Raw genomic sequence first — 14,872 nt, 5'->3', positions numbered from 1 at the left:
CAGATTCCACTTCTCCAACGTGCCGGGCCGGAAGTTCTCCACGACGATGTCGGAGCGCTCGACCAGGTCGAGGAACAGGGCGCGGCCCGCCTCGGCCCGCAGGTTCAGTGTGACGGCCTTCTTGTTGCGGGCGAGCACGGTCCAGAAGAAGTGGTGTCCGTCGAGCTCGGCTTGGCCCCACGTGCGCAGCGGGTCGGGGGCGCCCGGGGGCTCGATCTTGATGACCTCGGCGCCCATGTCCCCAAGCAGCCGACCCGCGAACGGACCCGAGATCAGGGTGCCGACCTCGATGACCCGGACGCCGTCCAGCGGTCCGGTGACGGTCACGGCGACTCCATCGGTACGCGCTCGCTCCGGTCTCCCCTTGGGGCGGGGGAGCCGCCGGTGTCGAATCCGTGCCGGTGCAGCCAATCCGTCACGACGCGCACCGCTTCCCGCAGTGTGCCGCGTTGGTCGGGCCCCGCGTAGTAGTGGTTGGCGCCGGCGATCTCGTGCATCTCCTTGTCGGGGTGCCCGATTGCCTCGAACAGTCGTAGGGTGTGGCTCGGTGTGCAGGCATCGTCGGCCAGGTTACCGATCACCAGGGTCGGCACGGCGATGTCGGGTCCACAGTCCACCGCGTCACCGTTGGCGTCGTCGAAACTCCACTGCGACAGCCAGCTGCGCAGGGTGCAGAACCGCGCCAGTCCGACCGGCGAGTTGTTCACCACCCGCGGATTGCCCAGATAACAGGTCCCCGGGGCGCGATCGTTGGGATCGACCGTCGGGTCGAGCCATCGAGGATCGGCCATGGTGCCGTGCACGACGAACGCGAACTCGTCCTCCGGCCTGCCCATTTCGGACAACTCCGCGAGCTTTTGCCAGACCCACTTGGTGATTCGCCGGTTGCGCGCAACCTGTGCCGCGCGGTAGCGCTCCAGGAACTCGGGTGTGTACGGCGGCTGGTTGGGATTGTCGGGGTCATAGAGGTCGAGCTCCCGGTCCCGCGTGGACGGATCGGACTCGTCGAGGATTGACGCGTCCAGCCACTCGGTCATGGTGCGGTGGCGGCTGATGTGCGCGGCGAGCAGCATGATGGCGTCGGCGGGAATCAGCCCGAGCTTCGTCAGGTCCGGTCCGTCGCCCGACGGGCTGGACGTGATCGTCGGATGCTGTGCCTGCTGTTGATAGAACACCGACAGTGAGCCGCCGCCGCTCCACCCGGCCAACACCACCTTGGCGTAGCCGAGCCGGTTCTTGGCGTCCTTGATGCACTCTCCGAGGTCCTCGACGACCTTCTCCATCAGCAGTGCGGAGTCGGTGCCGCGGAAGCGGCTGCCGCAGTAGATGACGTGATGCCCGGCGCGGGCCAGTCCGTTGATCATCGGAAGGTAGGCGCCGCCGCCGATCGGGTGCATGAACACCAGCACGGTATCGGTGGGCCTGTCCTTGGGTCTGAGCAGGTAGCTCTCCAACACCACCAGCTCGGAGACGCCACCGTACACGTCACGGACACTCGAATCATTCCGGTAGGCAACGAGATACGGGATGCGTTCGTAGTCGTGCCTGACCGGTTGCTCGGTCGTCGTCATCTAGTGCTGCCCGAGGTCGTTCGCCAGTACCTCGGCCGACGGGACCAGCCGTCGCCGCGTGTCGACGGCGATCACCGACCAGTCGACCCGGTCGTACTCGTCGAACTTGCGACGGGCGCGTTCGCGCGCCTTTTCCGGCGCACCGTGGTGAACTCCTTGCGGCGCATGCGATAACAGGCCGGGCGGCATCGGGATGCCGTAGAGCGAACCGCGATGGAAGAAGGCGATCTCGTCGTAGTCGACGTTGCGGTGATACCAGGGCGTGCGCTCGGTGCCCTGGACGCTCTCGGCACGCTTGGGCAGGAAGTTCATCACGTAGACACCAGTGGCTTGCATGAACAGGTGCACGGTCGGGGGTAGGTGGACGCTGTCCGACGTCACCACGTTGTAGTCCTCGATGTTGAACGTGAACGGGAAGTTGTCACCCCTCCAGCCTTCGACGTCCAGCGGATTGTGTTGATAGAACAGCGTTGTCGGGCCCCCTTCGTGGATGAGGCGGACCTCGTACTCGTCGCGACCGTCGTCGTCGATCGGCTCGGGATCGGGGATCACGACCTGTGATGGGTCGAAGGGGAAGTGCCTGCCCAACTGAGCGGGCGGTGGTACCCGAAACTCGTCGGTCGCCTGCACCATCAGCAATGTCGATACCCCGGCCTGCCCGCCATCGGGTACCTGGCGCCACGTGCATGCCTTCGGGATGTAGACCCAGTCGCCCTCGCGGTAGCGCAGCGGGCCGAACTCCGTCTGCAGCAGCCCGGATCCCTCGTGCACGAACGAGAGCAGGTCTCCGTCGACGTGGCGGACGAAGAACGGCATCGGCTCGGCGCGGCGAGACAGCAGGATCTGGCAGTCGGCGTTGACGAACATCGGCATCGGGCCGCCGTGGGCGTCGCTGGCGTCGCTCGGCTTGAGCTCGCCGGACAACACGTCGATCGGTCGCAGTGGGCCGACCGTCCGGTACGCGGTGGGGTCGTGGCGCCGGTAGATGTTGGCGGTCCGCCCGGTGAAGCCGCCACGGCCGAGTTCGTCGTCCTTGAGTCCGTCGAGGTCGGCGTGCAGGCGGCGAGGGGTCTTGCCCTTGCGCAGATGAATGAACGATTCCATGGACAGCTCCATCGATGTCGCCAGAAGATAAAAATGAAGTTATTTTTACTTTTAGTGCGCCGATTGACAGATGTCAACGAGCTGCGTCGAGGCCGTGGCCGAGCACTCTTTCGGCAAGAAGCGCGCAACCGGCCCCGAAACCGGTGGTCGAGACCGAGTCGACTGCCCGCGCTGCCGCGAGAACCGGCCCCGACCGCGGCTTACGTTTGCGTAGAACTGCCCGGCTAACACACGTGTCTGGTGGTGCAAGGGGTGTCTGGGTGGCTAGTGATGCTCACCACATGTTTTACTGCGTGTCTACAAGTGAACACTCAGGTCTGCCTGCTATGCGGGTCGGGCGCGGCTTAAGGTAACGATCGACGCCGCTTGGTGCGATCTTCAGATCGCGTGGGTTTGACGAGTTACCCGTAACAGGACTGGATGGATTCGTAGATGTTGGTTGACGGAATTCTCGGCCGCTGGGCGCGCCGACTCTTGGTCGCGGTCGCGGCCTTGGTTCTTCTCCCGGCCATCGGCCTGGTTGGTGGCAGCGGAACCGCGGGAGCGTTCTCGCGCCCTGGCCTTCCCGTCGAATACCTGATGGTCCCGTCGCCTTCGATGGGTCGTGACATCAAGGTGCAGTTCCAGAGCGGCGGCCCGGACTCGCCGGCCGTCTACCTGCTCGACGGCCTTCGCGCCCAGGACGACTTCAACGGCTGGGACATCAACACCCAGGCGTTCGAGTGGTACCTCGATTCTGGACTGTCCATCGTCATGCCGGTCGGCGGTCAGTCGAGCTTCTACGCCAATTGGTACAAGCCCGCGTGCGGCAAGAGCGGCTGCCTCACCTACAACTGGGAGACGTTCCTGACCTCGGAGCTACCCGGCTACCTGGCGGCCAACAACAGCGTCCGGTCCACTGGCAACGCCGCCGTCGGTCTGTCGATGGCGGGCAGCGCAGCCCTCGTCCTGTCCGCGCACCACCCCGGTCAATTCTCCTACGCCGGTTCCATGTCGGGCTTCCTCAACCCGTCCGAGGGGCAATGGCCCGGCCTGATCAACCTGTCCATGGGTGACGCTGGCGGCTACAAGGCCAACGACATGTGGGGTCCCGCCGAAACCGACCCGGCGTGGCAGTACAACGATCCGATGGTGCAGATCCCGACGATCGTCGCCAACGGGACGCGCATCTGGGTGTACTGCGGCAACGGCACACCCAGTGAGCTGGGCGGCAACAACATCCCCGCCAAGTTCCTCGAGGGTCTGACCGTGCGCACCAACCGCACGTTCCAGGACAACTACATCGCCGCTGGCGGCAACAACGGCGTGTTCAACTTCCCAGACAGCGGCACGCACGACTGGCCCTACTGGGGCGCGCAGCTGCAGCAGATGAAGCCGGACCTCATCAGCCACCTGCTCTGAGGTCACTCATCATCTGATTTGGATCAGCCCGCAGGCTGCTCCGTCACCCCGAGCGGTCGGCGGGTCAGAAGCCGCCCGCCACCTTGACGACAGCGCGGCCGGAGAACTTTCCAGCTCTGACCTGATCGATGACCTGGACGACGTCCTTGACGTCGACGTCGTGGGTGATCTGGGACAGTCGCTGCGGTTTGAGGGAACCACCGAGCAACGCCCACAGCTCGCGGCGCGGGCCGATCCGCATCATCACCGAGTCCATGCCGAGCAGGGCGACGCCGCGCAGGATGAACGGCATGACCGTCGTGTGCAGAGAGGGTCCACCGGTAAGACCGCTGGCGGCCACCGCGCCACCATAGGAGATGGTGCTGAGCACGTCGGCCAGGGTCGCGCCGCCAACGCAGTCGACGGCACCGGCCCACCGGGTCTTGCCGAGCGCACGTGGCTTGGCGTCGGGGTCTTCCGGCAGCCGAGGGATGACGTCCGCGGCGCCGAGTGCAGTCAGCCTGTCTGCGGCGTCCTTCTTGCCCGTCGACGCGACGACCTCGTAACCCGCCGCGGACAGCAGGTCGATGCTCACCGAGCCGACGCCACCGGTCGCGCCGGTCACCACGATCGGTCCGTCCTCCGGGTTGATGCCGCGCGCGATCAGCGCTTGGACGCTCATCGCGGCGGTGAATCCCGCGGTGCCGATGGCGGCACCCTCGTATGGCGTCAGCGAGCCGAGCGGCACCACCTGGTCGGCGGGCACCCTGGCGTACTCGGCATAGCCGCCGTGGCGCCCCGTGCCGATCTCGTAGCCGTGTGCCAACACGGCATCGCCCACCGTGAAGTCGTCGGACGACGATTCCACCACCTCGCCCGTGAGGTCGATGCCCGGCACGATCGGGTAGTCACGCACCACGCCGCCCTTGGGCGTCAGCGCCAGGGCGTCCTTGAAGTTGACACCGGAGTACGCCACCCGGATGGTCACCTCACCAGGGGGTAGCTCCGCCTCGGTCAGCGTCTCGACTGCCGCGGTGATCCCGTCGTCGCCCTGTCGGGCGACCACTGCTCGAAAGTCATCCATGACACTGACGTTATCGCGTGGGGTACGGCGGCGAGCCGCCGATGGGGTAGGGCGGCGAGCCGCCTATGGGGTAGGGCGGCGAGCCGCCTATTTCAATTCAGCAGACGACATCCCGAGCAGGCGGCGCGCCACCACTAGCTGCTGAATCTGCTGGGTGCCTTCGAAGATGTCCAAGATCTTGGAGTCCCGCGCCCACTTCTCCAGCAGCAGTTCCTCGGAATACCCGGTCGTTCCTGCCAATTCGACGGTCTTGAGGGTGATGTCGCTGGCCACCCGAGCTGCCTTGGCCTTGCCCATCGAGGCTTCCTTGGAGTTCGGGATCTTGTTGTCGGCCTGCCACGCCGAGCGCAGCGTGAGCAGATAGCCGGACTCCCAGTCGGCCTCCATTCGCAGGAACTCCGCGGCCGCCGCGTTCTGGGCGTGGGCGGGCTTGTCGTAGGAGATCTCCACGCCTGCATCGGTCAGGATGACCCGCAGCTCCTCGAGTGCTGCTCTGGCGATGCCGACGGCCATCGCCGCGACGATCGGTCTGGTGTTGTCGAACGTCTCCATGACGCCGCCAAATCCCTTGTCCACCTGGACTTCCGGACTACCCAGCAGGAAGTCCTTCGGGATGCGGGCGTTGTCGAAGCGGATGACGGCGGTGTCGGAGGCCTTGATGCCGAGCTTGTGTTCCAGCCGCTCGACGGTGACCCCCGGGTGCTCGCGCGGCACGATGAAGGACTTTATCGCGGCCCGACCCAGGCTCTTGTCCAGCGTGGCCCAGACTACGATGTGGGTGGCGCGCGACCCTGCGGTCACGAAGATCTTCTCGCCGTTGATGACGTACTCGTCGCCATCGAGCTTGGCGGTGGTGGACACTGCCGCCGAATCGGAACCGAAGCCGGGTTCGGTGATGGCCATGGCGGCCCACACCTTGCCGAGACGCTCGAGCTGCTCATCGGTGGCCACCCCAGAGATCGCGGCGTTGCCGAGACCTTGGAACGGCACCGATAGCAGCAGGGCGACGTCGCCCCAGCTGATCTCGACCGCGTTGACGAGCGCAGACATGTTGGCGCCGTTGACGTTTTCCTTGGGGCCGTCCCCGCCGCGGAACGCGTCCGCGCCGGCGAAGGAGATCGTATTGGCCGCCGTCAGTCCGTCGAAGAGGTCGGAGAGGGTGTCGAGTTCGACGGGGTAGGCGTGCTCGGCGAGGTCGTACTTGCGGGAGATCGGTCGAAGCATCTCGGCGGCACCGTCGTGAGCCATGTCGATGACGGCTTGGAGCTTGCGCGGCATTTCCAGATTGATTGCCATGACTGGGTTTTCCGTTCCTGGATTCTTGGTTCGGCCGTTAGAGGACGACGACGCCCTCGGCGACGCCGAGGGCCCGTAGATCGCGGTACCAGCGCTCGACAGGATGCTCCTTGGTGAAACCGTGGCCGCCCAGAAGCTGGACACCGTCGAGGCCGATCTGCATGCCCTTGTCGGTGGCGATGCGCTTGGCGAGCGCAGCCTCGCGGGCGAACGACAGGCCCTGTTCGGCGCGGGAGGCGCCCCGCCACGTGACGAGGCGGAGGCCGTCGAGTTCGATGGCGATGTTGGCGCACATGAACGCGACTGCCTGCCTGCGGGCGACCGGCTCGCCGAACGCCTCGCGTTGCTTGACGTAGGGGATCACGTAGTCGAGGACGGCATGCGACGTGCCGACGGCCAGTGCGGCCCAACCCAATCGGGCCAGCGCGATGGCCTCGGAATAGTTGCTTGCGTGGTCGGGTTCGGAAGCCTCATCCGCACCGAGCCGGTTGTGCAGCGGCACCGCCACGTCGTTCAGTTCGACGCGGCCCAGGGCGGCTGCGCGGATGCCCATGCTCGGATCGGCCTTTACGGTGAGTCCCTTGGACCCGGACTCGACGATGAACAGGGTTGGTTTGCCGTTGAGTTGGGCGCCGATGACGAACACCTCGGCGTCCGCTGCTGCCGGCACCAGCGACTTGACGCCGGTGAGCCGGTAGCCGCTGGGGGTGCGCACGGCGATGGTCTTGAGCGCGGTCGGATCGAAGAGTGCGTGTGGCTCGGCGATGGCGACACAGGCCTGGGGCACGGTCTCGCCCGCGAACTCGGGGAGGTAGGTGGCCTGCTGCTCGGCGCTGCCCCAGTGGGTCAGTGCGGCGGCGACGCCACCCGGGGCGAGGATGGGCAGGGCCAGTCCCATGTCGCCGTAGGCGAGGGCTTCGGCGACGAGGGCATTGGTGACCGTGCTGCGGTGGGCCGCGATCCCGTCGAAGTCCTCGGGGACGTTGATTGCGGTCACGCCGATCTCGGAGGCCTTGGCGACCAGGTCGGCGGGATACGTCGCGGCGGCGTCGGAGTCATGGGCTGCGGGCCGCAGCAGTTCCTCGGCGAACTCGGCGACGGTGTCGACGATCATCTTCTGCTCGTCGTCGGGAGTGAGGTCGAAGTAGTCCGCACCGCTCGGCTTGAGGCGGGTCGGGGGCTTGCCGAGGCTCTGCACGCGCTTGAACTGTCGACTCGACGCACCGAGGGTGGAGAAGGCGGTCTTCACGCCGTAGCGCAGCCCGCGGTTCAGCGGGTCGCGCAGCCCGTACTTGTCCAGGAACGGCTGGCCGAGGAGCGGTGTGAGCAGCGCCAGACCGACGGCGGTTGGTGAGCGCTTGTGTTTCTGCAGACCGACGGAGCTCTCGGATCCCGAGCGTTCGGGTCGCTGCTTGGAGCCGTTCGCGGACGGCAGGGTGTTGGGCATGTCGGCAGCCTTGCATCGTTGGGCATTGCTATACGACGGTATCTTACTCTGGAGTAAGGTCTAAGGAGCCTGTTACCAACATCTCACCTGCGCGCGACCCGGGCTCTGCCCCGCGGCGCCGTCGCGTCGTCAGGTCCGTGCGCCGCCATCCGACGGCACGGTGACCGACACCGGGACGAAGGGCACCGTGATGCGGGGATCCCCGACCGCCGACGGCGCAATCAGCAGAGCCCCCAATCCCGCCAGCGCTGCACCGGCCAGGAATGCTGCTTTCTTCATGCCGAAGAGGTTAGGTCGATCGGCCTTGGGAGGAATCGGGGATTTCCCTACGCTTTTCCCGACTTTCGCGGTTCCAGGCTGGCCAGCACGCTGTCGTGCAGCAGGCGGTTGGTGCCCACCGCACTCCCGCCGTGCGGACCCGGGGAGCCCTCCACGTTGGTGAACGCACCGCCCGCCTCGCGGATCAGGATGTCAAGCGGCGCGAGGTCCCACAGCTTGACCTCGGGTTCGGCGACGATGTCGACCGCACCCTCGGCGAGCAGGCAGTAGGACCAGAAGTCGCCGTACCCGCGCACCCGCCACACGGCCTCGGTCAGCTCGACGAACCGGTCGCGGCGATCGCCCCAGCCGATCAGGTCTGAATACGACAGGCTCGCCGAACCGACGTCGTCGACGCCGGACACCGAGATGCGTCGGCTCTCGCCTCGGAACGACGCGAAGGCGCCCTCGCCTTCTCCCGCCCACCACCGTCGCGCGAGCGCGGGCGCACTGACGACGCCGACGACCGGGACGCCGTCCTCCAGCAGTGCGATCAACGTCGACCACACCGGCACGCCCCTGACGAAGTTCTTGGTGCCGTCGATCGGATCGAGCACCCACTGGCGGCCTTCGAAAACCGCAGTGCCGCCGAACTCTTCGCCGAGCACGGCGTCGTCAGGCCGGTTCGCCGCCAGCAGGCCGCGGAGCAGTTCCTCGGCGTTCTTGTCGGCGTCGGTCACCGGCGTGAGGTCAGGCTTGGTCTCGACGCGCAGGTCCATGGCGCCGAAGCGGTCCAACGTCAACTCGTCGGCCTCGTCGGCCAGATTGAGTGCCAGCGTCATGTCGTCCGCGATTGTGCCCATGGCAGCAGTCCTACCATGGGCACTGTGGAATTCCTCGTACTAGTGCTGGTCATCGGTGGCATCGTCCTCTTGCTGGGGCCCCGGATCATGCGCAGACGTGGTGCGGGCGGCGTGGGGAGAGCAGGCAACCCCGCATCGAATCTGGCCGAGGGCACGTTGCTGGTGACCGGCGTCAGCTCGGGAGCCGAGTCGAACGGTTCGCAGAACGTGACCATCACGGGCGTCATCAACGGTCCCACGGTGAGCGAGCACGAGGTCTACGCGCGGCTGGTGATGGACGTGGGACAGTCACCGACGATGGGTCAGCTCATCCCGGTGCTCTACGCCCCGAACAACCCCGACAAGTGGGGCTTTGCTCCGCCGGAGGCACCCGAGCCCGAACCGAAGATCCAGCCCTACTGAACGGCGAGTTGCTGCTCAAGCCCCCAACGAGCGTTTGAGGCGTTCGACGTACAGCGCGAGCGACTCGGGCGTCATCATCTCGTGGTGCGTGCAGTCCACCGCGTGGGTGGCGATGTCACCGGTCACGCACTGCCGCCACCGGGCAAGTTCGGATGCGTGACCGTCGTCTGCGTCGCGCGTGGCGGAGAAGATGACCATGTCGCCGTCGAAGACCCCTGGCACGTGATGCTGAAGGTAGGACTGGTTGGTCGTGAGGCTTCTGGTCATGAACTCCAGCAGTTCGGTCGGCACCAGTGAGTGTTCGGCCATGCTCGGCTGTTGATGGATCAGCTCGGCCGCCTGGCGATACGTGAGAGGCCCGGATCGGTCGGGGAGTTCGACGTGGTTGATCCGCAGGATGTGTTCCAGGATCTGGCTCTCGCCCGACGCCTCACTCCTCGCGACGATCCGGTTCCCGCTGAAGGTCGAGTCGAGCACGACGAGCCGTCCCACGTCGCATCCCCGTCGGCGAAGCTCGATGGCCAGCTCGTGGGCCACCACCCCGCCCAGCGACCAGCCGAGCAGCTTGTACGGCCCGCTGGGGTAGAGCGCCTGGAGTCGGTCGGCATAGCGTGCCGCCATCTCGCGAATCGATGCTGGCGCGGCATCGCCACCCTGGAAGATCTGGTTGATTCCAATGATCGGGCCGTCGAGGTGATTGCCGAGAGCTCGATACGACCAGGACAGGCCGAGCCCGTCGTGAATGCAGCACAGCGGAACCCCGGCACCACGCTTGAAGACCTCGACGGGGACGACCTGCACCGCGCTGTCCGCCTTGCCCAACTGTCGGCTGAGGCTCCGAACGGACGGTGCGTCGAAGATCGTGCGCACCGCGAGGTGGGTGCCGAGTGCCTTGTTGATGCCGTCGATCACTGGCATCGCCAGCAGCGAGTCCCCGCCGAGATCGAAGAACGACTCGTCGACCCCGACGCGGTCCAGACCAAGCACCTTGGCGTAGACCTCCGCGACGATCTTCTCGGTATCGGTCTGCGGAGGTCGGAAGGTCGTGGCCGCGAAGACCGGCGCAGGCAAAGCCTTTCGGTTGAGCTTGCCCGACGAGGTCAGCGGGAACTCGTCGAGCACCATGATCTGGGCGGGCACCATGTAGTCGGGCAGTCGCGAGGTCAACCACTGACGCACCGCGCTGATCCTCGTGTTGGTGTGGGGATCGTTGGCGTGGCTGCGGGCGCGAGCGGCCGAGTGACCGTCGGTGCCCTGACGATCCGGTAGGTACAGATCGGTCAGCGCCTGGTGCTGCCGGTGACCCATCCCGTCGTGGTCGCCGGGGCCGATGAACACGGCGTCGAGGGTGCCGGGTCGGGCGCCCCACGTGACGGCGACGTCGTATCCGATGCCTTCGCCGATGCGGTGCAACTGTTCCGGCGTGGCGGCTTCGGCGATCGCCGTCTCAGAACCCCGAGCGCGTGCCTCGGCGAGGGACAGGCCTTCGCCGAGGGCGCGTTCGACGTCGACGTCGGCGATCAGCCCGGCGCGGGGGATCGCCGTGACACGGACCGCGGCGGGTCGCCAGGAGGCCAGCCGGGTGTGCAAGCCGAGCAGGCCTGCGCACTCGGTCCACGGCACTGTGGGCACGTCGGCCAGCGAGCGCACCGGGGCAGGCGTCTTGTGGATGACGACGTCGTAGCGGTACCAGTTCATTTCGTTGTCGGAAAGTCCGCGTTTGACCTGGATGTCCAGTCCGGTGGGCGACTGGTGTTCGGCGGCCCAGGTGGTGAAGAATTCCGGGGCGACGAGTAGCTCGGCCTCGCTGAGCATGGCCCGTTGAACTCGCTGGCGGATCTCGGCGGCGTCGCTGGTGGACGTGCGGGCCAGCGCGACCGACGTTTGGAAAACCCCAGCCATGGCGTGGTTTCGGACGTCGCCGACGAACAATGCACCGCCGGGCGCGAGCAGGTCCATGGCGGCATCCACCACGTCGGCGAGGTATCTTCCGTTCGGGAAGTACTGGATCACCGAGTTCAGGATGACGGTGTCGAAGTAACCCCGGGGCAGCCCCTCGGTGACGTGCGCGGGTCGGGTCATCAGCTCGACGCGATCCCGCCACGGGATCTGGAACCTCTCCAGCGAGCGGGCGAGGTTGTCGATCGCCCTCGCCGACATGTCGGTCGCGACGTAGTGCTCGCACTCCGGGGCGACCTGTGACAGCACCAGCCCCGAGCCGGCGCCGATCTCCAACACGCGCCGCGGCCGTAGCGCCTTGATCCGTGCCGCTGTCGCCGACTGCCACTCCAGCATCTCCCCGAGTGGGATCGGATCGCCGGTGTAGCTGCTATTCCAGCCCCGGAAATCCGTACCGAAGCCCGCCGGGCCGACCTCTGCGCCGTACAGCTCCTCGTACACGTCCTGCCACTGATCGACGATCTCGGCGTCGCGATCGCTCGTGGTGGCACGCTCTAGGGTGATGTAGGCGACGAGGTGGTCTCCGGTGTTGCCGTGATGCACCGACGCGGTGGCCTGAGAGACCTGCGGACTGGCCAGCAGAGTGCTCTCGATCTCACCCAACTCGATGCGTTGTCCACGCAGTTTGATCTGAGTGTCGCTGCGGCCCAGGTAATCCAGCGTTCGCCCTGCAGTCCAGCGCACCAGATCCCCGGTGCGGTACATGCGCCCGCCAGGGGCGCCGTGGGGGTTGGCGACGAATCGCTGCGCGGTCAACCCGGGTCGGTCCACGTAGCCACGGGCGAGTGCAGGCCCGTACAGGTAAAGCTCACCGACGACCCCGACCGGGGTCGGGTTGAGCCGGGCGTCCAACACCAATGCGCACACCCCCGCGATCGGCGCGCCAATCGTCACCGGCTGCCCCGCCGACATGGGGGTGCTGCACGTCGCCCAGATCGTCGTCTCGGTGGGCCCGTACGCGTTGAACATCCGTCGCCCCGGCGCCCAGGCCGACATCAACTCTCCAGGGCAGGCCTCGCCCGTGGTGATGACGGTCCCCAACCCGTCCAGCCGGGCTCGATCCAGCGATGCCAGCACCGGAGGGGTCAACGTCGCCACCGAGACACGATGGCGCAGAAGCAATCCGGTCAACGCCTCGCCCGCGTAGGCCTCGGTGGGCACCACCACCAGCGCCGCCCCCGCCCTCACCGCCAACAGCATCTCGCCGACGGACACGTCGAAGGTCGGTGAGGCCGCCATCAGCACGCGGGAACCCGCGTTCACGCCGAACACCTCGTCGAGCGCCGCCACGCCAAGGAGGCCGGCATGGCTGACCGATACCCCCTTCGGTGCCCCGGTGGATCCCGACGTGAAGAACACATGGGCGGTGTCGTCGACCCCCAGCGGCAAGAGGCGATCGGCGTCGGTGATCGGATCCGTTGACCAACCGGACACGTCCAGACCGTCGACGCGGATGACGGCCCGCGCCCCGACCCCGTCCGCCGTGTCGGTGCCGCGGGTCAACACGCAGACCGCCCCGACCGTCTCCAACACACCGGCCGTACGCTCGGCGGGATGCGCGAGATCGACTGGTACGTAAGCACCCCCGGCCTTCGCGACGGCCCACCACACCGCGACCAGCTCCACACTGCGGTCCATCGCCACGCCGACCGCGCGTTCTGGACCCACCCCTGCGTCGATGAGCATCCGCGCCAACCGCGTCGACCACTCGTCGAGCTCGCGGTAGGTCACACTTCGACCACCATCGATGACTGCGACGGCATCCGGGTGCGCGGTCACCGCCGCAGCCAGCAGCTGCGGCGCCAGCCCTACCGCTGCCTCGACGTCGGCTCCGGCCCAGCGGGACAGCAGCAGTTCGCGTTCGTCCGCGTCGAGCAGCGGTACGTCCCCGACCACCATCGACGCGTCCGCCACTACGGCCTCCACCACCTGCCCGAACCACGTGGCGATTCTCTCGATGGTCGACCGATCGAACAGATCCGTTGCATACGAGACCATTCCGGCGGCCATCGGCGCGGCCTGGTCATCGGTGGGCACCTCCCGCAGTTCGAACTCGAGGTCGAACTTGACGGTACGGGTCGGTGCCGCAAGGGGTTCGATGCTGACCTCGTCGAAGGCCAACCCCTCAGGGCGCACGTTGTTCTGGAACACCGTGAGCACCTGGAACAGCGGATGGTGCGAGGTGGAGCGAACCGGGTTCAACTGCTCGACCAGCCGCTCGAAGGGCACGTCCTGGTTGCCGTAGGCGTCGAGGGCCTTCTGCCGAACCCGGTGCAGTACATCGCTGAACCTGAGTTGCGATTTGACGCCCACCCGCAGCACCCACGTGTTCACGAAGAACCCGACCAGATCGTCGAGTGACGCATCCAGCCGTCCGGCGATCGGCGTCCCCATCACCACGTCCTCGCCGACGCCGACCCGGTGCAACACCACCGCCACCACCGCTTGCAACACCATGGACGGCGTGGCGTGGTGCGCTGCCGCGACCTGCTTGACACCCGCCCATGTGTCCGGTCCGATGTGCACGTCCACCCCGTCACCGCGGTAACTCGGCATCGGTGGGCGAACGTGGTCCGTCGGCAGCGACAGCAATGCCGGTAGCTCGGCGAGCTCGTCGCACCAGTAGCGCAGCTGCCTGGCGATCACGCTATCCGGGTCGGACTCGCTGCCCATCGAATCCTGTTGCCAGAGCGCGTAATCCGCGTACTGCACCGCCAGCGGAGCCCAGTCAGGCGCTGAGCCGTGCCGTCTGGCGGAGTACGCCGCAGCGATGTCTCTGACCATCGGAGCCAGTGACCAGCCGTCGAACGCGATGTGGTGCACCACGATCGCCACCACGTACTGGTCCGGCCCGATCGAATAGATCTGTGCGCGCAGCGGAATCTCGGTCGACAGATCGAATTGGTACGTGGCCAGTGCGAGCAGCTGGCCGACCATCTCGTCCTCCGGCAGCGACACCACTGCCGGGCCGCCGCGCCGCCACATCCCAGGCTGGGCTGCCTGGATGTTCTGGAACGGCACGCCGTCGACGTCGGGGAACGTGGTGCGCAGGGATTCGTGGCGGGCGATGACGTCGTCGAGCGCCGTGTCGAGGGCCTCCACGGCGAGCTTGCCGTTGATGCGAAACGCGGTCGGCATGTTGTAAGTCGCAACGCCGCCCTCGAACCGGTTCAGGAACCACAGTCGGTTCTGCGCGAACGACAGTGGGATGACGTCGGGTCGTTTGCCTGCGGTCAGTGGCGTCCGGTGGGTGCTGGCCGGCCTGAGGTGGGGGGTCAATTGTGCGATGGTGGGGGCGTCGAACAGGGTGCGGACGGCGAGGTCGGCGCCGAGGCCGGTGTTGATGGCGGCGATGAGGCGCATGGCGGACAGGGAGTCGCCGCCGAGGTCGAAGAAGGAGTCGTCGATGCCGACGCGTTCGACGCCGAGTGTGTGGGTGTAGATGTTGGTGAGGATTTCTTGGACGGCGTCGGTGGGGGCGCGGTAGTGCTGGTGGTCGTGGTATTCG

11 protein-coding genes are annotated in these 14,872 nt (G+C 66.8%); 2 read left to right on the top strand and 9 right to left on the bottom strand.

From position 1 onward, the window contains the following. The 3 genes from ABW137_RS15935 to ABW137_RS15925 all read right to left on the bottom strand — a co-directional run. Positions 1 to 327, bottom strand: a 327-nt coding sequence (locus ABW137_RS15935) for a CoA transferase (protein ID WP_526401608.1), incomplete at its 3' end; no start/stop codon positions are given. Continuing rightward, the gene (locus ABW137_RS15930) at positions 324 to 1,571 is read right to left on the bottom strand and encodes an alpha/beta hydrolase (protein WP_526401606.1); all 1,248 of its coding nucleotides are present in this window, start codon (positions 1,569 to 1,571) and stop codon (positions 324 to 326) included. The genes ABW137_RS15930 and ABW137_RS15935, both read right to left, overlap by 4 nt. Further along, positions 1,572 to 2,675, bottom strand: coding sequence for a homogentisate 1,2-dioxygenase (locus tag ABW137_RS15925; protein ID WP_526401604.1), 1,104 nt, complete (start codon positions 2,673 to 2,675; stop codon positions 1,572 to 1,574). A 432-nt stretch (positions 2,676 to 3,107) separates the two neighbouring features. Here ABW137_RS15925 and ABW137_RS15920 point away from each other — a divergent pair, with 432 nt between their 5' ends. Beyond that, positions 3,108 to 4,076 carry an alpha/beta hydrolase gene (locus tag ABW137_RS15920; RefSeq protein ID WP_526401602.1) on the top strand — a complete coding sequence of 323 codons (969 nt, stop codon included), beginning with the start codon at positions 3,108 to 3,110 and terminating at the stop codon, positions 4,074 to 4,076. 64 nt (positions 4,077 to 4,140) lie between these two features. Here the strand turns inward: ABW137_RS15920 and ABW137_RS15915 are convergent, their stop codons facing one another. The 5 genes from ABW137_RS15915 to hisN form a co-directional block, all read right to left on the bottom strand. After that, positions 4,141 to 5,139: an acrylyl-CoA reductase family protein gene (locus ABW137_RS15915; protein WP_526401600.1), complete on the bottom strand. Its 999-nt coding sequence runs from the start codon at positions 5,137 to 5,139 to the stop codon at positions 4,141 to 4,143. 87 nt (positions 5,140 to 5,226) lie between these two features. Continuing rightward, a complete protein-coding gene (locus ABW137_RS15910; protein ID WP_526401598.1) occupies positions 5,227 to 6,435 on the bottom strand; it encodes an acyl-CoA dehydrogenase family protein in 1,209 nt (402 codons plus the stop codon). A gap of 37 nt (positions 6,436 to 6,472) precedes the next feature. Beyond that, the gene (locus ABW137_RS15905) at positions 6,473 to 7,882 is read right to left on the bottom strand and encodes an acyl-CoA dehydrogenase family protein (protein ID WP_526401596.1); all 1,410 of its coding nucleotides are present in this window, start codon (positions 7,880 to 7,882) and stop codon (positions 6,473 to 6,475) included. Between the two features lie 129 nt (positions 7,883 to 8,011). Further along, positions 8,012 to 8,161: a hypothetical protein gene (locus ABW137_RS15900; protein WP_526401594.1), complete on the bottom strand. Its 150-nt coding sequence runs from the start codon at positions 8,159 to 8,161 to the stop codon at positions 8,012 to 8,014. Positions 8,162 to 8,208: 47 nt separating this feature from the next. Further along, on the bottom strand, positions 8,209 to 9,003 hold the full coding sequence (gene hisN, locus ABW137_RS15895; protein WP_526401592.1) for a histidinol-phosphatase: 795 nt from the start codon (positions 9,001 to 9,003) through the stop codon (positions 8,209 to 8,211). A gap of 87 nt (positions 9,004 to 9,090) precedes the next feature. Between hisN and ABW137_RS15890 the strand changes: the two genes are divergently transcribed. After that, on the top strand, positions 9,091 to 9,405 hold the full coding sequence (locus tag ABW137_RS15890) for a hypothetical protein (protein WP_526401610.1): 315 nt from the start codon (positions 9,091 to 9,093) through the stop codon (positions 9,403 to 9,405). 15 nt (positions 9,406 to 9,420) lie between these two features. Here ABW137_RS15890 and ABW137_RS15885 read toward each other — a convergent pair. Beyond that, positions 9,421 to 14,872 (bottom strand): non-ribosomal peptide synthetase (locus ABW137_RS15885; RefSeq protein ID WP_526401590.1); only part of this gene is annotated, 5,452 nt, incomplete at its 5' end.

This window comes from Mycobacterium sp. (assembly GCF_040509115.1).
Classification (GTDB): Bacteria; Actinomycetota; Actinomycetes; order Mycobacteriales; family Mycobacteriaceae; genus Mycobacterium.
The sequence above is the reverse complement of the archived record's forward strand: the minus strand, read 5'-3'. Positions and strand labels throughout refer to the sequence as shown.

Bases quoted from the DNA above. Each gene is read 5' to 3' on its own strand.
- ABW137_RS15920 (WP_526401602.1), top strand. From the start codon at position 3,108: ATGTTGGTTGACGGAATTCTCGGCCGCTGGGCGCGCCGACTCTTGGTC.
- ABW137_RS15915 (WP_526401600.1), bottom strand. From the start codon at position 5,139: ATGGATGACTTTCGAGCAGTGGTCGCCCGACAGGGCGACGACGGGATC.
- ABW137_RS15900 (WP_526401594.1), bottom strand. From the start codon at position 8,161: ATGAAGAAAGCAGCATTCCTGGCCGGTGCAGCGCTGGCGGGATTGGGG.
- ABW137_RS15910 (WP_526401598.1), bottom strand. From the start codon at position 6,435: ATGGCAATCAATCTGGAAATGCCGCGCAAGCTCCAAGCCGTCATCGAC.
- hisN (WP_526401592.1), bottom strand. From the start codon at position 9,003: ATGGGCACAATCGCGGACGACATGACGCTGGCACTCAATCTGGCCGAC.
- ABW137_RS15890 (WP_526401610.1), top strand. From the start codon at position 9,091: ATGCGCAGACGTGGTGCGGGCGGCGTGGGGAGAGCAGGCAACCCCGCA.
- ABW137_RS15925 (WP_526401604.1), bottom strand. From the start codon at position 2,675: ATGGAATCGTTCATTCATCTGCGCAAGGGCAAGACCCCTCGCCGCCTG.
- ABW137_RS15930 (WP_526401606.1), bottom strand. From the start codon at position 1,571: ATGACGACGACCGAGCAACCGGTCAGGCACGACTACGAACGCATCCCG.
- ABW137_RS15905 (WP_526401596.1), bottom strand. From the start codon at position 7,882: ATGCCCAACACCCTGCCGTCCGCGAACGGCTCCAAGCAGCGACCCGAA.